Source organism: Paraburkholderia steynii (assembly GCF_900100565.1).
Taxonomy (GTDB): domain Bacteria; phylum Pseudomonadota; class Gammaproteobacteria; order Burkholderiales; family Burkholderiaceae; genus Paraburkholderia; species Paraburkholderia terrae.
In genome coordinates this window covers 45,630-61,869 of record NZ_FNDI01000037.1, presented here as the reverse complement: position 1 = coordinate 61,869, position 16,240 = coordinate 45,630, and the positions used below count along the sequence as shown (strand labels likewise).

Annotated in this window: 16 protein-coding genes; 12 read left to right on the top strand and 4 right to left on the bottom strand. The window is 61.9% G+C overall.

The window, feature by feature from the left end; all coding sequences use genetic code 11:
* Nucleotides 1–72: 72 nt before the first annotated feature.
* The 6 genes from BLT65_RS40240 to BLT65_RS40220 all read left to right on the top strand — a co-directional run bounded on the left by BLT65_RS40240 (nt 73) and on the right by BLT65_RS40220 (nt 5,664).
* On the top strand, nt 73–744 hold the full coding sequence (locus tag BLT65_RS40240; protein WP_091789178.1) for a hypothetical protein: 672 nt from the start codon (nt 73–75) through the stop codon (nt 742–744).
* A 241-nt stretch (nt 745–985) separates the two neighbouring features.
* Nucleotides 986–1,813 (top strand): arylamine N-acetyltransferase family protein, encoded by an 828-nt coding sequence (locus BLT65_RS40235; RefSeq protein ID WP_091789175.1) that lies wholly within the window; start codon nt 986–988, stop codon nt 1,811–1,813.
* A gap of 10 nt (nt 1,814–1,823) precedes the next feature.
* Nucleotides 1,824–2,501 carry a methyltransferase family protein gene (locus tag BLT65_RS40230; protein ID WP_091789172.1) on the top strand — a complete coding sequence of 226 codons (678 nt, stop codon included), beginning with the start codon at nt 1,824–1,826 and terminating at the stop codon, nt 2,499–2,501.
* A 675-nt stretch (nt 2,502–3,176) separates the two neighbouring features.
* Entirely contained in the window at nt 3,177–3,356 is a 180-nt protein-coding gene (locus BLT65_RS47485; RefSeq protein ID WP_167306631.1) for a hypothetical protein, read from the top strand.
* Nucleotides 3,314–5,035: a ubiquinone-dependent pyruvate dehydrogenase gene (gene poxB, locus BLT65_RS40225; protein WP_042315463.1), complete on the top strand. Its 1,722-nt coding sequence runs from the start codon at nt 3,314–3,316 to the stop codon at nt 5,033–5,035. The genes BLT65_RS47485 and poxB overlap by 43 nt, the downstream gene beginning before the upstream one ends.
* A gap of 371 nt (nt 5,036–5,406) precedes the next feature.
* Nucleotides 5,407–5,664: a hypothetical protein gene (locus BLT65_RS40220; RefSeq protein WP_091789227.1), complete on the top strand. Its 258-nt coding sequence runs from the start codon at nt 5,407–5,409 to the stop codon at nt 5,662–5,664.
* An 86-nt stretch (nt 5,665–5,750) separates the two neighbouring features.
* Here the strand turns inward: BLT65_RS40220 and BLT65_RS40215 are convergent, their stop codons facing one another.
* Both BLT65_RS40215 and BLT65_RS40210 read right to left on the bottom strand, forming a co-directional pair.
* Entirely contained in the window at nt 5,751–6,545 is a 795-nt protein-coding gene (locus tag BLT65_RS40215; RefSeq protein ID WP_091789169.1) for an alpha/beta hydrolase, read from the bottom strand.
* A 102-nt stretch (nt 6,546–6,647) separates the two neighbouring features.
* Nucleotides 6,648–7,001: a DUF4148 domain-containing protein gene (locus BLT65_RS40210; protein WP_007587157.1), complete on the bottom strand. Its 354-nt coding sequence runs from the start codon at nt 6,999–7,001 to the stop codon at nt 6,648–6,650.
* An 870-nt stretch (nt 7,002–7,871) separates the two neighbouring features.
* Between BLT65_RS40210 and BLT65_RS40205 the strand changes: the two genes are divergently transcribed.
* The 6 genes from BLT65_RS40205 to hutC (BLT65_RS40180) all read left to right on the top strand — a co-directional run bounded on the left by BLT65_RS40205 (nt 7,872) and on the right by hutC (BLT65_RS40180) (nt 13,591).
* Nucleotides 7,872–8,714 carry a transporter substrate-binding domain-containing protein gene (locus tag BLT65_RS40205; protein ID WP_042315471.1) on the top strand — a complete coding sequence of 281 codons (843 nt, stop codon included), beginning with the start codon at nt 7,872–7,874 and terminating at the stop codon, nt 8,712–8,714.
* A 100-nt stretch (nt 8,715–8,814) separates the two neighbouring features.
* Nucleotides 8,815–9,537 (top strand): ABC transporter permease, encoded by a 723-nt coding sequence (locus tag BLT65_RS40200; protein WP_007587161.1) that lies wholly within the window; start codon nt 8,815–8,817, stop codon nt 9,535–9,537.
* A 15-nt stretch (nt 9,538–9,552) separates the two neighbouring features.
* Nucleotides 9,553–10,305 (top strand): ABC transporter permease, encoded by a 753-nt coding sequence (locus BLT65_RS40195; RefSeq protein ID WP_042315460.1) that lies wholly within the window; start codon nt 9,553–9,555, stop codon nt 10,303–10,305.
* A 21-nt stretch (nt 10,306–10,326) separates the two neighbouring features.
* A complete protein-coding gene (locus BLT65_RS40190) occupies nt 10,327–11,118 on the top strand; it encodes an ABC transporter ATP-binding protein (protein WP_007587171.1) in 792 nt (263 codons plus the stop codon).
* Nucleotides 11,119–11,195: 77 nt separating this feature from the next.
* On the top strand, nt 11,196–12,803 hold the full coding sequence (locus BLT65_RS40185; protein ID WP_091789166.1) for an HAL/PAL/TAL family ammonia-lyase: 1,608 nt from the start codon (nt 11,196–11,198) through the stop codon (nt 12,801–12,803).
* A 32-nt stretch (nt 12,804–12,835) separates the two neighbouring features.
* Nucleotides 12,836–13,591, top strand: coding sequence for a histidine utilization repressor (hutC, locus tag BLT65_RS40180; RefSeq protein WP_042315470.1), 756 nt, complete (start codon nt 12,836–12,838; stop codon nt 13,589–13,591).
* A gap of 912 nt (nt 13,592–14,503) precedes the next feature.
* Here hutC (BLT65_RS40180) and hutC (BLT65_RS40175) read toward each other — a convergent pair.
* Nucleotides 14,504–15,250: a histidine utilization repressor gene (gene hutC / locus BLT65_RS40175; RefSeq protein WP_091789163.1), complete on the bottom strand. Its 747-nt coding sequence runs from the start codon at nt 15,248–15,250 to the stop codon at nt 14,504–14,506.
* A gap of 110 nt (nt 15,251–15,360) precedes the next feature.
* On the bottom strand, nt 15,361–16,227 hold the full coding sequence (locus BLT65_RS40170) for an amino acid ABC transporter ATP-binding protein (protein WP_091789160.1): 867 nt from the start codon (nt 16,225–16,227) through the stop codon (nt 15,361–15,363).
* Between the last annotated feature and the right edge of the window lie 13 nt (nt 16,228–16,240).

The window sequence follows — 16,240 nt, the reverse complement described above, 5'->3', positions numbered from 1 at the left end:
TCGAACGGACACAAACGAAGCAGCAAGTCGAGACGAACGTCACACATCAGACACATGACAGGAGGGCCAGCCATGAAAACACGCATTCTCTGCGCCGCGCTACTTACCACCGGCCTGTTCGTGAGCAGCGCGAGCTTCGCGCAACTGAACCTTCAGCAATTCGGCATCGGCGGCGGCAATTCGTCGGGCAATGCGGGCGGGGCCGCTTCGTCGGGCGGGATCGGGCAATTGCTGCAGACCTACGTCGGCGCAAACCAGCAGGTGTTGAGCGGCCAGTCGAGTCTCGCATCGGCGATGGGGCTCTCGGGCGCCGCGAGCCAGGCGCAGCAGGCATCCGGACTGTTGAGCGGCGGCACGCCATCGGTTAGCCAGTTGTCGCAGGTGGGCAGCACGCAGCAGTCGTTATCGCAGACGCTCACACAGGCGTTCACGAGCCGCGCGTCGGACCCGTCGACGCCCGTCGACAAGCAGGCGTTCACCAACGGCCTCACATCGCTCGGCCAGGGCGTGAGCCAGTATTCGAGCCTGCAATCGAGCCTCGGCAGCGTCGGGCAGATGAATCCGTCGTCGCTGCTGCAAGCGGGCATGAATCCGCAGACGGCGCAAGCCGCGTCGTATATCGCGCAGTCCGCGCCGGGGCAGTTGCAGTCGCTCGCGTCGACGCTGAGTGCGGCCGTGCAGTTCGCGTCGAGCCATGGCATCAGCGTGCCGTCGATTGCGACCTCGGCGCTCAAAGGTTTCTGACGCGCGTTCATGGTGCTCAGGCGGCGCGTGATGCATTGCAGCGACTTGCAATCCGTCATGTGTCGCCACGCGCGATGCGATGATCGGCGCGCATCCGTTCGACCGTTCGTAAATGGGCCTTCGCATATGAGGGCTTCGCGCACGGCGCGGGTCAATGACGGTACGCTGTCGCTCATCCCTACAGCGCGCATACAAGCAGGTAACCAGCGGCAACGCCACCCACGCTAACCAGGAGCACCGGATGTCCAGCACTCTTGATCTCGACCGCTATTTCAGGCGTATCGGCTATACGGGGCCGCAGGCCGCGACGCTCGACGTGTTGCGCGAGCTGCAACGCCTGCATCCGTTGTCGATCCCGTTCGAAAACCTCGATCCGCTGACGGGCCGCCGCGTCGATCTGGATCTGCCTGCCGTCGTCGACAAGCTGATCGAGCGGCGACGCGGCGGCTATTGTTTCGAGCAGAACCGGCTGTTCGCGCATGTGCTGATGCAACTCGGCTTCGACGTGACGCCGATGATCGCGCGCGTGCTGTGGGGCCGCGAGCCGGACGCGATCACGCCGCGCACGCACATGCTGCTGCGCGTGACTGTCGACGATCAGCCGTGGATCGCCGACGTCGGCTTTGGCGCGGTCACGCTGACTTCGCCGTTGCGGCTGCAAACGGGCGTCGCGCAACAGACCGCACACGAGCCATTCCGTCTCGCCGATGCGTCGCAGGGCGCGTTCGATCTCGAGGTGCTATCGGGCGAAACGTGGCTCAAGACGTATCGTTTCGACCTGCAGCGCGCGGAGTGGATCGATTACGAGGTATCGAACTGGTACACGTCGACGCATCCCACGTCGTTCTTCACGACGAGTCTCGTCGTATGCCGCGTGACACCGGAAGGGCGGTTGACGCTGTTCAACGACCGTCTTACCGCGCGTTCGATAGACGGCGAGGCGATCGAGCGCCGGATCGAAAGCGCGCACGAGCTTGAAATATGCCTGCGGGACACGTTCCTGATCGAGCTTGGCGATATCGATGTCGCGGATATTTATCGGCGCGTGTCGACTGAAAACGCTTCATAGGTCGAGGGTGATGATCGCGCGGCTCATCGTTCAGACGGTGTTATGGCTTGCGGGTATGGGCGCCGTGCTGTTCGGCGCGGCGGGCACGTTCGCGTGGCCGGGGGCGTGGTGTTATCTGTTCGAAATGGGCGCGCTGGGGCTGTGGGTCGGGGTGTGGCTCGCGCGCCACGATCCGGCGTTGCTTGCGGAGCGGCTTGGCTCTTTTATTCAACACGGGCAGGGCGCTTGGGACAAGTTCTTCATGGTGTGCGTTGCCATTGCGTGGTGCGCGTGGCTCGTGCTGATGGGATTCGATGCGCGGCGGTTTTATTGGTCGTCGATGCACCCATCGCTGCAGGTTGTGGGTGTGCTTGCTATTCTGGTTAGCATGGTTGCTATGCGGTCGGTTTTTCGTGCTAATAGCTATGCTGCGCCCGTTGTGAAGATCATGGCTGAGCGTGGGCATAAGGTTAGCGATAGCGGGCCGTATGCGTATGTCCGGCATCCGATGTATGCGTGGGCTATTTTGTTTCTGTTCGGCACGCCGTTGTTGCTGGGCTCTTTTTGGGGGCTTGCTTGTGTGCCGTTGCTGGTCGTTGGGCTTGCCTATCGCGCAGTGCTCGAGGAGCGCATGCTGTGCGAGCAACTCGCGGGCTATAAGGAATATGCTGCGCGGGTTCGGTATCGGTTTGTGCCGTATGTGTGGTGAATTTTTTGTTTGTTTGTCTGCGACGCTGGGTGGTTCGCTTTGCTTTGCGCTGGCATCCGCGATTTGTTAGCTTGCTTCAAGCGTCGCCCCTGTGCGGGGCGGCACCTACTTTTCTTTGCCGCCGCAAAGAAAAGTAGGCAAAAGAAAGCGGCTCACACCGCCAGTTCTAGTATTTGCCTGAGGGCCCCTACAGGGTCTTACGCTTCATACGGCAGCCTTTCTGTTTGCGCTCGTTGCCAACGCTTCGAATGAACGCCTCACCCGCTTCGAATACCCGTACCCGGGCAAGCGGCAGCGAATGGTATGTGCCGCCCAGGTGGCAAACTGTGTGTAGGTTGTCGCGTCGTATAAGTTTGCGCTCTTGCAGGGTGGGACACGCGTGCTATCGGTCCGGAGTGGTGCGTATGGAGCACAGAGGGCCGACACACAGTTTGCCACCTGGGCGGCGGTGGAATATCTGGCACGGCATGCAGTAATGCGGGTGCGCGAAGCGGGTGATGAGCATCGTAAGAGCGTTAGCGACGAACGCGAATTGAGAAGTTGCCGCGTGAAGCAAGGGACCCGTTGGGGGCCCTCAGGCAGAAATAAGAATTGGCGGTGTTAGCCGCTTTCTTTTGCCTACTTTTCTTTGCGGCGGCAAAGAAAAGTAGGTGCCGCCCCGCACAGGGGCGACGCGTGAACGGCAAACACCGTAACGCGGATGCCAGCGAAAAGCCCAAAAAAAACCAAACCGGATACCAGCGCAAAAGCCAAAGCAAACCACCCGGCATCGCAGATAAAAAAGCCCCAAAACCCATCTTCAAGGAACGCTCATGGCAAAGACCACAATCGCGGATTACCTTGCAAAAACCTTAGCCGCCGCAGGCGTAAAACGCATATGGGGCGTCACAGGCGACAGTCTGAACGGCCTGGCATTCAGCCTCGACCAGGTGGGCTCAATCCGCTGGATGCACACTCGCCACGAAGAGGCAGCAGCCTTCGCAGCAGGCGCCGACGCCGCCGCAAGCGGCCAGCTTGCCGTCTGCGCAGGCAGCTGCGGCCCAGGCAACCTGCACCTGATCAACGGCCTATACGACTGCCACCGCAACCAGCAACCCGTCCTCGCGATCGCCGCGCACATTCCGTCGACGGAAATCGGCCTCGGCTACTTCCAGGAAACGCACCCGACCGAAATCTTCAAGGAGTGCAGCCACTTCGCCGAACTGATAGTGAACGCTTCACAATTCCCGCGCGTACTCGAGCGCGCCATGCGCACCGCAATCGAGCAGCGCGGCGTCGCCGTGATCGTGCTGCCCGGCGATATCGCGTTGAGCGAAGGGCCGTCGCTGTCGCCCGTCTGGAATGCGACCGCGCCGTCCGCGATCCTGCCGCCCGATAGCGAACTCACCAAACTCGCGACGATGCTCAACGACTGCGAAGCGGTGACGATCATGTGCGGCAGCGGCGTCGCGGGCGCCCACGACGAAGTAGTCAAACTCGCCGACACGCTAGGCGCGCCGATCGTCCACGCGCTGCGCGGCAAGCAGTTCATCGAGTACGACAATCCGTTCGACGTCGGCATGACAGGGCTGATCGGCTTCAGTTCCGGCTATCACGCGATGATGTCGTGCGACGTGCTGCTGTTGCTCGGCTGCGACTTTCCCTACCGGCCGTTCTATCCGCCCGACGCAAAAGTCGTGCAGATCGACTGGAAGGGCTCGCAGCTCGGCAAGCGCGCGCCGCTCGCGATGGGCCTCGTCGGCACCGTGAAAGAGACCGTCGCCTCGCTGCTGCCGAAGCTCAAGCGCAAAGACGACCGCACCTTCGTCGATATGGCCACCGCGCACTACGAAGAAGCACGCCGCGATCTCGACGAGCTCGCCACGCCTTCCGACCCCGGCGCGCCGATCCATCCGCAGTATTTGACGCGCATGATCGACGAAGCCGCCGGCGACGACGCCATCTTTACGGCCGACGTCGGCACGCCCACGCTCTGGGCGGCGCGCTATCTGACGATGAACGGCAAGCGGCAACTGCACGGCTCGTTCAATCATGGCTCGATGGCCAATGCGATGCCGCAGGCGCTCGGCGCGCAGGCGGCACATCCGGGGCGGCTGGTGGTGTCGCTGTCGGGCGACGGCGGGCTGTCGATGCTGCTCGGCGATCTGCTCACGGCGCGCCAGCTCGAGTTGCCCATCAAGGTCATCGTGTACAACAACAGCCTGCTGGGTTTCGTTTCGATGGAACTGAAGGCGGGTGGCTATCTCGACACGAACGTCGACCTGAGTAAGACCGATTTTGCGCAAATCGCGAAAGGTGCGGGAATTTTTTCGCTCCGCGTCGAGGATTCCGAAGAACTGGAGGGCGCGCTGAAACAGGCGTTCGCGCATAAGGGCCCGGCGCTCGTCGACGTCGTCACGGACAAACATGAGCTCGCCATGCCGCCGACCATCGAACTGTCGCAGGCCAAGGGGTTCAGCCTTTACATGCTGCGCGCGATTCTCAACGGCCGCGGCGATGAAATCGTCGAACTGGTGAAGACCAATTTGCGCTGAAAGCTGCAAAACGAAAAGCGGCGCGCCTCGTCAGCCGATGCGCGCCGCATTGCAGTGCAGCGAGGCGCCATTGCAGTCTCGTCGCAAAGGTCTATAACAGAAGCAGCAGTGCGGACCTCTCTGCGCAGCCGATAGTCAAACGATCAGAAACCGGCGTTTTCGCGCCGCGCTGCGCCGCCCGACAGACTCGGCGGCTTTGAGCCAATCAATCGCATATAGAACAAAAGCTCGTTGCGGCGCGGGTGGCCGCTGCGCGCGATTTCACGCCTGCGGGCATCGGTCGAAACGATGCGGATGGCGCAGGCGTCGATGGGCGTCCGGCGAATCGTGATGCAGGGCGTGACGATTCGTCTGCATGGAAGGAGTTCGACATGAAGATCCTGATGGCGTTACCCGTGGCGGGCGCATTGCTGATGGCCATCCCCGTCGCGACGATGGCCGAAGACATCGCACAGAGCAGCGATGCGTCGAAGGCCACGATGCAGAACAATGCGAATGCGTCGGCGCAAGCGACGACGGATATGTCGTATGGCGGCGCGATGGATACCCGCACTTCGTCGGGCAGAACGATGCAGTCTACGCGTAATTGCTCGACCGGTACGCAATGCAATATCTACTTCGGCAACTGATTCGATGACCTGCAATACGCGCGCGGCGCGCCTTGTGGGCGCGCCGCTTCGCATTCAGCGCTCGCGTTTGGCGTGAGCGTCGACGGTCACTGCTGTGCGTGCTTCGCGGCATCCTCGATCACGGCCGCGACCTGCTGCGGACGCGATTCGTAGACCGAGTGGCTCGCGCCCGGAATCACCGTCGTGTGGCTATGCGCGCGCTCGTAGTACCAGCGCTCCAGATCGGGATTGATGATCTTGTCGCTGCCCGCGACGATGCCCCAGCTCGGCTTGGTCGTCCAAGCGGCGGCCGTCAGCGGCTGCGAGAACACTTTCGCGGCCGTCAGCATCTGCGATTGCGCTTCGAACTGCGCCTGCTTCAGCGGCAGATCGCCAGCGAAGTCCTTCGGGAACACGGACGGATTCAGATACGTGTAGCCGTCATCCGTTTTATCGATTGCGCCCGCCTGCTTCGACGTATAGCTGGGCTTGCCCTTGCCGAGCGTGGCTTCGTCTTCGCCGACGTTCGGCGCATGCGCGGCGACATACACGAGACCGACCACATGCGGATCGACGCCTGCTTCCGTAATGATGGAGCCGCCGTAGCTGTGGCCGACGAGAATGGTCGGGCCGTTTTGCAGATCGAGGACACGCTTCGTTGCCGCGACGTCGTCGTCGAGCGAGGTCAGCGGTTCCTGCACAAGCGTGACGTGATAGCCGTCTTTGGTGAGGATGTCATAGACGGGCTTCCAGCCCGAACCGTCCACCCAGGCGCCATGAACCAGAACGATATTCTTGACGGGGCCGTGCGCCGGTTGGGCGTCCTGCGCCATCGCGCCCGAAGAGGCGAGAAGACCGGTCGACAACGCAAGGGCAGCGGCTACGTGCAACGAACTTTTCACAAGAGACTCCGTAAATCAGGAACAGAAACAGGAACAGACCAGGAAGGGAGGCTGGCGCGACTCTGCGCCTGACAGTGGGGAGCAGGGTCATGTGCGCGCCATTTAGCTGCCGAAGAAAATATTGCAGTAGCTGACGGGGCCGACACACGCGTTGTTGTTCGAAGCGGAACGCGAGGACTTGCCCGACGACGACGTACCCGTCATCGCGACGCCGCCAACTGCGTTGTTCGTCAGATTGTGGTTGTCCTGCGCAGCGATCTTCGCTTCGGCAGCCTGGATGTCGGACGGATAGTTGATGTCCTCGCCGCGGCCCGGTTGATAGCCGGCCTGTTCGACGCGAACCAGATCGGCGCGAACTTCGGCACGAGTGACGGGGCCATTCGATTGCGCGAAGCTCAGAGCGGGAGCGGCGAGTGCGCCGGCTGCGACTGCGAGGCAAACAAAAATCTTCTTCATGATGTAACTCCAGAATGAGTGTGTTTAAACGTAGGGCTCATTTGCATGTCGAAAATACTGTTTCGGCATCCTGAACGAATTGTGTTCAATCCGATCCGGTGAATGAGCTTGAAAACGTCGTTAAAGCTTCTGCATCAACTGCTGCTGTCGTACGGCTGTCTGGTCGTGCCCTTCTGTCAAACCTGTTTCGATGTCGCTTGCTACATAGAGGCAAACACAGCGACTTCGACTTTCATTCCCGGCAAGCCAAACTTTTTGTTGCGGAGCGGATGGGCCTGGTTAATTCAGCCCAGGTAGTCCGGCTCCTGCGCCAGCCATCAGATCGGCCAGCGGTGCATGTAATGTAGTGCGATGGCGGTCTGCGCTCCAGCCGTACATACGAACAAGTCGGGACCTACTAACGTTGCATCGCATGACCGTCTGGATGCTGAAAACACTGCCAGGTCATGCGCGTGTCTGACGCGATGCCGCTTCGCAGATGAGCGGATCAGGCCAAAGGTTCCCGCCCGCCATACCAACGTATGACTGCGGCGCGGCTGCCCGAAAGATGGCTTTCGCTTCTGCAAGGTTCCCGGCCCAGGGCTTTGGGTGCCAATCCGGTGCAAAGGCGGCACCGTAATCGTCAACCTGTCTAGTCAGCTGCACCAGCGTGGCGCGACTGAAACAGCCGCTTGTCCGGTCGGTCGAGCCCGTGTGAATCCCTTTGTATAAGGGCTTACCCGAAGAATTCAATAATTTTTCGGGATTTCAGTTGCGATCATTTTTGACCTCATGCAGACTTGTCTATACATGTCCGGCACGCGACAAGCGAAGGGACCCGTTCAGACCAAAAGGAGATTCGACGTGAAGGTGAACAAGGCAAGCCGCACTATGTTGTCGAAAGTATTGATGGGCGCGGTCCTCGGCGCCGTGGCGCTCGCTGGCGCGCCCGCGCAGGCGAAGGAATGGAAGTCGGTGACGATCGCGCTGGAAGGCGGCTACGCGCCGTGGAACCTCACGTTGCCGGGCGGCAAGCTGGGCGGCTTCGAGCCGGAACTGGTCGCCAACCTGTGCGAGCGCATCAAGCTGCAGTGCAACCTGGTTGCACAAGACTGGGACGGCATGATTCCCGGCCTGCAGGCAGGCAAGTTCGACGTCTTGATGGACGCGATCTCGATCACGCCCGAGCGTGAAAAGATCATCGCGTTCTCGCGCCCTTACGCGGCGACGCCTGCTACGTTCGCCGTCTCCGATACCAAGGTCATCCCGAAGGCAACGCCGGGCGCACCCGTCGTCAAGCTGACGGGCGACCCGAAGACCGACAAGCCGACCGTCGACGCGCTGCGCAAGCAGTTGAAGGGCAAGACGATCGGCATCCAGTCAGGCACGGTCTACACTAAATTCATCAACGAAGGCTTCAAGGACATCGCGACGATCCGCGTGTACAAGACCTCGCCGGAACGCGATCTCGATCTGGCGAACGGCCGTATCGACGCATCGTTCGACGACGTCACGTACTACGCCGCCAACTCGGACAAGAAAGAGTCCGCGCAAATCTCGATGGCAGGACCGAAGATCGGCGGCCCGATCTGGGGTCCGGGCGAAGGCCTCGCGTTCCGCAAGCAGGACGCCGACCTGAAGGCGAAGTTCGACACGGCGATCGCCGACGCGCTGAAGGACGGCACCGTGAAGAAGCTCTCCGACAAGTGGTTCAAGACCGACGTCACGCCTTGATCGATAGCCGTATGCGCGCGCCGCAGTGGCGCGCGCTTGCTCGAACGACCTGTTTCAGCGAAGCAGGTCAATCAACGAAAGCAGGGATGAGGAGTAAGCCATGGCTCTGATCGAGACGCTCGGCTTCGGGCAGGAAGGCTGGGGCGGCGTGCTGCTGCTCGCGGCATTGATGACCGTCGCGTTGACGCTCGCGGCGCTCGCAGTCGGCGCCGTGTTCGGCGCGATCATCGCGGCCGCGAAGCTGTCGCGCTTTCGCACGGCGCGCGTGCTGGGCGATCTGTACACGACAGTGTTTCGAGGCGTGCCCGAGCTGCTCGTCATCTATCTGTTCTACTTCGGCGGCTCGACGCTCGTGACCACGGTGGGCCAGTGGTTCGGCGCCGAAGGCTTCGTCGGCGTGCCACCGTTCGTGATCGGCGCGCTGGCCGTCGGCATGATTTCGGGCGCGTATCAGGCCGAGGTGTATCGCTCGGCTGTGCTCGCGGTGTCGAAGGGCGAGCTTGAAGCAGCACGTTCGATCGGCATGCCGACCATGACCATGGCCCGACGCATTCTGATTCCGCAGGTGCTGCGTTTCGCGCTGCCGGGCATCGGCAACGTATGGCAGTTGAGCCTGAAAGACTCCGCGCTGATTTCGGTGACGGGTCTTGCCGAACTGCTGCGCGCAAGCCAGATCGCCGCCAGTTCGACGCACCAGTATTTCCTGTTCTTCGTCGTGGGCGGCGCGCTGTATCTGGTGATGACGGGTATCTCGAACCGCGTCTTCAACCGTGCCGAAGCACACGTGGGCAAATCCTTCCGGCGCAACTTCGCGCGTAACTGACGACGGAGCGCCAACATGTCTTTCGATTTCGACTTTTTGCTCGACACGCTGCGCCAGTTGCTCGGCGCCGTGCCGACCACGCTGGGTCTGTTCTTCGCGTCGTTGGTGCTGGGCGGTTTGCTGTCGCTCGTGATCGTCACGATGCGCGTGTCGCCGCACTGGCTGCCGAACCGCTTTGCGCGTGCGTACATTCTCGTGTTTCGCGGTTCGCCGCTGCTGATCCAGATGTTTCTCGTCTACTACGGCCTCGGCCAGTTCGGCGTGATCCGCGAGAGCTTTATGTGGCCCGTGCTGCGCGAGCCGTATGTGTGCGCAGTGCTCTCGCTTGCATTGTGTACGGCGGGTTATACGGCTGAAATCATTCGCGGCGGCCTAATGGCCGTTCCTGTTGGACAGATCGAAGCGGGTTATTCGATCGGCCTGTCGGGCATTTCGCTTCTGCGCCGCATCATCGGTCCGATTGCGCTGCGCCAGTGCCTGCCCGCGTATTCGACGGAGGCCGTGCTGCTCGTCAAGTCGACGGCGCTCGCGAGTCTCGTCACCGTGTGGGAAGTGACGGGCGTCGCGCAGCAGATCATCCAGCAGACGTACCGCACCACGGAAGTGTTCATCTGCGCCGCGCTGATCTATCTGTTCCTGAACTTTGTCGTCGTGCGCCTGCTTGGTTTGCTCGAACGGCGTCTGTCGCGTCATCTGCGCGCAGCGCCCGTGAACGCTGCGCCGCGCGCGATTCCGTCCGCTACCGAAGCACGTCGTGCCGCACCCTGACGGCCCATCCAGGAGAATCTCATGAACGCTACGGCACCCGTTGCACTGTCGGTCAAGAACATTCACAAGTCGTTCGGCGACCATCACGTTTTGAAGGGCATTTCGCTCGACGCGCATGAAGGCGACGTCATTTCGATTCTCGGCGCAAGCGGCTCGGGCAAGAGCACGTTCCTGCGCTGCCTGAATCTGCTCGAAACACCGGACGACGGCAGCGTTGCGCTCGCGGGCGAAACGCTGAAGATGAAACGCCGCAAGGACGGCAAGCTGCAGCCGGACGACCGCAAGCAGGTCGACCGCATTCGCTCGCAGCTCGGCATGGTGTTTCAGAACTTCAATCTGTGGTCGCACATGACCGTGCTCGACAACCTGATCGAAGGGCCGATGCGCGTGCAAAAGCGTAGCCGCGCAGAAGCTGTCGAAGAAGCTGAAGCACTGCTCGCTAAGGTCGGCCTTGCAGAAAAGCGCGGCCACTATCCGGCGCATCTGTCGGGCGGTCAGCAGCAGCGCGTCGCGATTGCGCGTGCGCTCGCGATGCATCCGAAAGTCATGCTGTTCGACGAGCCGACGTCCGCGCTGGATCCCGAACTGGTCGGCGAAGTGCTGCGCGTGATGCGCTCGCTCGCGGAAGAAGGCCGCACCATGTTGGTCGTCACGCACGAAATGGGTTTTGCGCGGCACGTATCGAACCGCGTGATGTTCCTGCATCAAGGGCAAACGGAATGCGACGGCACGCCCGATGAGGTGTTCGGCGACCTGAAGTCGGAGCGCTTCAAGCAATTCGTGTCGAGCCATCATTCGCGCACCGCGAACTGAGCGAGTTCGCTCCGCTTGAGAACCTGAGACTCAACAAACATTAGAAAAGCAGTACACGTACCGAGAAAGGCAACATCATGGCAGTCATCCGATCCGACCGTCCTCTGAACTGGCGCGAACTGGCCGCGGTCGCGGCGGGCGAGCCGCTCGAACTCTCCGACGCGGCGCGCGCGCGCATCGCGGCCGCGCGCGTGCTCGTCGAACAGATCGTCGAGCGCGGCATTCGCGCGTATGGCGTGAACACGGGCGTGGGCGCGCTGTGCGATGTGATCGTGTCGCCGTCGGAACAGCGCACGCTGTCGCGCAACATCCTGATGAGCCATGCGGTGGGCGTTGGCGCGCCGCTTGGTGTCGCGGAAACGCGCGCGATCATGGCCGCCGCGATCAACAACTTCGCGCACGGTCACTCGGGCATTCGTCTCGAGGTCGCGGATCAACTGGTCGCCTTGCTCGATGCAGGTTATATCCCTGAAGTGCCCGCGTTCGGCTCTGTCGGCTATCTGAGCCATATGGCGCATATCGCGCTGGTGTGCATCGGCGAAGGACATGTGCGGCACGGCAGCGAACGCATCAGCGGACGCGAGGCGCTCGCGCGGCTCGGGCGCGAGCCGCTCGTGCTCGAAGCGAAAGAAGGCTTGAGCCTCATCAACGGCACGCCTTGCGTGACGGGACTCGCGGCGCTGGCGCTCGCGCGCGCCGAACGCGTGCTCGACTGGACCGACGCGATCGCGGCGATGAGCTTCGAAAACCTGCGCGGACAGCTCGCCGCATTCGATGCCGATTCGCTCGCGTTGCGTGTATCGCCGGGATTGAATCTCGTCGGTGAGCGAATGCGCAATGCGCTTGCGGAGAGCGGCATTCTTGCTTCGGTAGTCGGTCAGCGCACGCAGGATCCTCTTTCGATGCGCACGATTCCGCACGTACACGGCGCGGCGCGCGACGTGCTCGATGCGACCGTTGTGGTCGTGAACCGCGAACTCGCGTCGATCACTGACAATCCGATCGTTGCAGGTACACCGGATGCGCCGCGAGTTTATTCGCAGGCACATGCAGTGGGCGCGTCGATCGCACTGGCGATGGACAGTCTCGCGACGGCCATCGCGCAGGTCGCGGCGATGGCAGAGCGCCGTCTCGACCGGCTCGTGAACCCGCTCGTGAGTGGCCTGCCCGCGTTTCTCGCGGAGCCGGGCGGTACGTGCTCCGGCTTCATGATCGCGCAGTACACGGCCGCTTCGCTGGTCGCGCAGAACCGGCGGCTGGCCGCGCCCGCGAGCCTGGATGGGGGCATCACATCGGGCTTGCAGGAAGACCATCTGTGTCACGCGACGCCCGCCGCGCTGAAGGCATTGGAAATCATCGACAACACCGGTCGCATCATCGCGATCGAGTTGCTCGCGGCGGCACAGGCATACGACCTGCAACCCATCGACGCATCGCGTGCGCCGCACACCGACGCATTGTGGCGTCGTGTGCGTGCCGTCGTGCCGACGTATCGCGACGATCGTCCGCTGGCCGACGATATGGCCGTTGCGTTCCGCCTGATTGGCGAGGCAGCGCCGCCGTTGCCGCCCGCTTCGGGCAACCTGCCGTCGACGCCGGCACCCGGCGATCACACGGGCTTTGCCGCGCACGCCGCGAATGATCCGAAGGCTGCCGCGCAGCACGCGCCGCAATCCGCCGCATAAGAATGCGATCAACCCACGAGGTCGACGTGAACATGACGATAAACGGGCACCTGGAGACGGCAGAGGAACATTCCGCTGGCGCGCGCACGACGCCTGCCAAAGCGATGCCCGCGTACGAGCAGATCAAGCGTTACGTGATCGCGCGGATCGAAGAGGGCGTCTGGAAACCGGGCGGATTGATTCCGTCGGAAGCGGAACTGGTGAAGGAGTTCGGCGTTGCGCGCATGACGGTATCGCGCGCGCTGCGCGAGTTGACGACGGAGCGCGTGCTGACGCGCGTGCAAGGCTCGGGCACATATGTCGCGCCGCAACGCTATGAATCGACCGTACTCGAAATCCGCAATATTGCCGACGAGATCACCGCGCGCGGCCACCGCCATTCGGCGCGTGTGCTGACGCTCGAAGTGAGTGATGATCCGCTCGCGCTCGATGCGCTGGTGCTCGCAAATGGCCCCGTGTTCCATTCGCGCATCGTACACAACGAAGAAAGTGAGCCGATTCAATACGAAGACCGCTATGTGAATCCGAGCGTGTTTCCGGATTACCTGAATCAGGACTTCACGGTCGAAACGCCGAATCACTACATGGTGCGTCTCGCGCCGATCCAGCGCGCCGAATTCCGCATCTACGCGCAGAAGCCTACCGCGCATGTGCGCCGCCATCTGATGATGGAGATTGGCGAGCCTTGTCTGATGCTGTGGCGCAGAACATGGGTTGGGGAGCAGGTCGCGACGTCGGTGCAGTTGTGGCATCCGGCTTCGCGGTTTCATTTGGCGGGGAATGTGTAGGGTTTTTTTGCTGCGCTGGCATCTGCGATGCGGTATCTAGCTTCATGCGTTGCCCCTGTGCGGGGTGGCACTTGCTTTTGGATGTCTGCGACGCTGGGTGGTTTGTTTTGGTTTTGCGCTGGCATCCGGTTTGGTTTTTTTGGGCTTTTTGCTGGCATCCGCGAATTGTTAGCGTGCTTCAAGCGTCGCCCCTGTGCGGGGCGGCACCTACTTTTCTTTGCCGCCGCAAAGAAAAGTAGGCAAAAGAAAGCGGCTAACACCGCCAGTTCTTGTGTTTGCCTGAGGGCCCTCAACCGGTCTTACGCTTCACACGGCAATCACGTGACCCATGTTCGTTGCCAACGCTCTTGCGGTGCGCCTCACCCGCCTCACTCACCCGCGTTGCAGCATGCCGTGCCAGAGATTCCACTGCCGCCCAGGTGGCAAACTGTGTGTAGGCCTTAGCGCCACACACGCCTCACTTCGGACCCGATAGCGCGCGCATACCTCCATGTAAGAGCGCCAGGCTATACGACGCGACAACCTACACACAGTTTGCCACCTGGGCGGCACATACCATTCGCTGCCGCTAGTTCTTGTGTGGGTGTCTGAAGTGGGTGAGGCGACTATTCGAAGCGTTGGCAACGAACGCGAACAGGAAAGTTGCCGTGTGAAGCGTAAGACCCGTTGGGGGCCCTCAGGCAAGGACTAGCACTGGCGGTGTCAGCCGCTTTCTTTTGCCTACTTTTCTTTGCGGCGGCAAAGAAAAGTAGGTGCCGCCCCGCACAGGGGCGACGCTTGAAGCACGCTAACGCATCGCGGATGCCAACTCCAACCCCAAACCACCAACAACTGTGAGAGATTGGCCAGCAATTCAACGCGTAACGAGCGCAGAGAAGCCGAGAGGCAATCAAGGCGCCCAGCTTGAAAACACTACCCCTGCCTCTGCGACGTATCCGGCGCAAACCGGCATCCAAGCCTATATCGCGAACCCGGATGCACGAACCGCGCAAACGTCACCGCGACGCCGCTCGTCCACGTGCGCCGCATCAGCGTGAGGCAGGGCTCTTCAGGCGCGATCTGCAGCAACTCAGCTTCCGCGCGGCTCGGCAGACCCGCATCGACGACATGCTCGACGTCATGCGCCGGCACGACGCTGAACAGGTATTCGGAAGGACGCACGGCCGCAAAATCCTGCTCGATGAAATCCGGCGCAATGGCGGGATTCACGAAACGATCCTCGAGCTGCACGGGCAAGCCGTTCTCGCGATGTACGCAGATCACATGAAACACCGACGCGCCCAACGGCAACCCCAGCGCATTCGACACATTGACAGGCGCCACCTCGCGCTGCATCAGCACAGTCTGATAGCTGTACTCGTGGCCACGCGAGCGGATCTCGTCGCCGATATGCGCGATCATCAGCAACGTCGACTGCGGCTTGGATTCGGCGACGAACGTGCCGACACCCGACACACGCGTCAACAAGCCTTCGTTCGTGAGTTCGCGCAACGCACGGTTGACCGTCATCCTCGATACGCCGAGCGATTCGACGAGATCGAGTTCCGATGGAATGCGATCGCCCGCGCGTCGTTCGCCGGAGTCAATCGTGTTGCGGATGTACTGTTTGACCTGCTCGTAGCGCGCGGCAGGGGCGCCGTTCGGTGCATCGGGTGCCATCGCGTGAGCATCCGGCCCGCGAGACTTGCGTGCTTTCGCAAGGGCTCGCGTGTGCAGCTTGTCGCGGATGGCGGGGGCGGGCATCGGTTTTTATCGGCTGAGGCGGGCGCTCATACCGGCTCCGCGCTGTCCGCGCCGCGCGACCAGAATGCGTTGCGGTCGAAGTAGTTTTGCAGGAACTGGCGCAGGCGCGGCTGATTCGCATCGTGAAAGACATCTTGCGGCTTGCCTTGCACGGCGATGCGCCCCTGGTCGATGAACACGACCTTGTCGGCAACCTGCGCCGCGAAGCCCATTTCGTGCGTGACGACAGCCATCGTCATGCCGTCGCGCGCAAGCTGCTTCATCACTTGCAGCACTTCGCCCACGAGTTCCGGGTCGAGCGCGGAGGTCGGCTCATCGAACAGCATGATGTGCGGCTCCATCGCGAGCGCGCGTGCAATCGCGACGCGCTGCTGCTGACCGCCCGACAGCTTCGCCGGATACGCGTCGCCCTTGTGCGCGAGGCCGACCGTTTCGAGCATCGCATTGGCGCGCTTTTTCGCATCCTCGCGCGACAGGTTCCGCACGCGCAACAGCGCTTCCATCACGTTGCCGAGCGCCGTCATATGCGGCCACAAGTTGAACTGCTGGAACACCATGCCGACGCTGCGGCGCACGCGGTTGATCTCGCCCTGCGACGCGCGCACACGCTTGCCGTTGCGTTCCGTGTAACCAAGCAACTCGCCTTCGATACGCACGTCGCCGTGATCGTAAGTCTCCAGCGCGGCGAGGCAGCGCAGCAGTGTGCTCTTGCCCGAGCCCGACGGCCCGATGATGCACACCACTTCCGAGCGCTTGATGTCGAGATCGACGCCGCGCAGCACTTCGACGTCGCCGAAGCGCTTGCGCAGATCGCGCACATCGATCAGCGGCGCCAGGCCGGATTGCGTCATATCGAGCGTAGAAGAAGCGGGCATGTCGACGAGTGCATTCATGATGAACCTTGAT

Bases quoted from the DNA above. Each gene is read 5' to 3' on its own strand.
- BLT65_RS40220 (WP_091789227.1), top strand. From the start codon at position 5,407: ATGAAGATCCTGATGGCGTTACCCGTGGCGGGCGCATTGCTGATGGCC.
- BLT65_RS40190 (WP_007587171.1), top strand. From the start codon at position 10,327: ATGAACGCTACGGCACCCGTTGCACTGTCGGTCAAGAACATTCACAAG.
- BLT65_RS40205 (WP_042315471.1), top strand. From the start codon at position 7,872: ATGTTGTCGAAAGTATTGATGGGCGCGGTCCTCGGCGCCGTGGCGCTC.
- BLT65_RS40200 (WP_007587161.1), top strand. From the start codon at position 8,815: ATGGCTCTGATCGAGACGCTCGGCTTCGGGCAGGAAGGCTGGGGCGGC.
- BLT65_RS40210 (WP_007587157.1), bottom strand. From the start codon at position 7,001: ATGAAGAAGATTTTTGTTTGCCTCGCAGTCGCAGCCGGCGCACTCGCC.
- BLT65_RS40230 (WP_091789172.1), top strand. From the start codon at position 1,824: ATGATCGCGCGGCTCATCGTTCAGACGGTGTTATGGCTTGCGGGTATG.
- BLT65_RS40240 (WP_091789178.1), top strand. From the start codon at position 73: ATGAAAACACGCATTCTCTGCGCCGCGCTACTTACCACCGGCCTGTTC.
- BLT65_RS40185 (WP_091789166.1), top strand. From the start codon at position 11,196: ATGGCAGTCATCCGATCCGACCGTCCTCTGAACTGGCGCGAACTGGCC.
- poxB (WP_042315463.1), top strand. From the start codon at position 3,314: ATGGCAAAGACCACAATCGCGGATTACCTTGCAAAAACCTTAGCCGCC.
- BLT65_RS40195 (WP_042315460.1), top strand. From the start codon at position 9,553: ATGTCTTTCGATTTCGACTTTTTGCTCGACACGCTGCGCCAGTTGCTC.
- BLT65_RS40170 (WP_091789160.1), bottom strand. From the start codon at position 16,227: ATGAATGCACTCGTCGACATGCCCGCTTCTTCTACGCTCGATATGACG.
- hutC (WP_091789163.1), bottom strand. From the start codon at position 15,250: ATGGCACCCGATGCACCGAACGGCGCCCCTGCCGCGCGCTACGAGCAG.
- BLT65_RS40235 (WP_091789175.1), top strand. From the start codon at position 986: ATGTCCAGCACTCTTGATCTCGACCGCTATTTCAGGCGTATCGGCTAT.
- hutC (WP_042315470.1), top strand. From the start codon at position 12,836: ATGACGATAAACGGGCACCTGGAGACGGCAGAGGAACATTCCGCTGGC.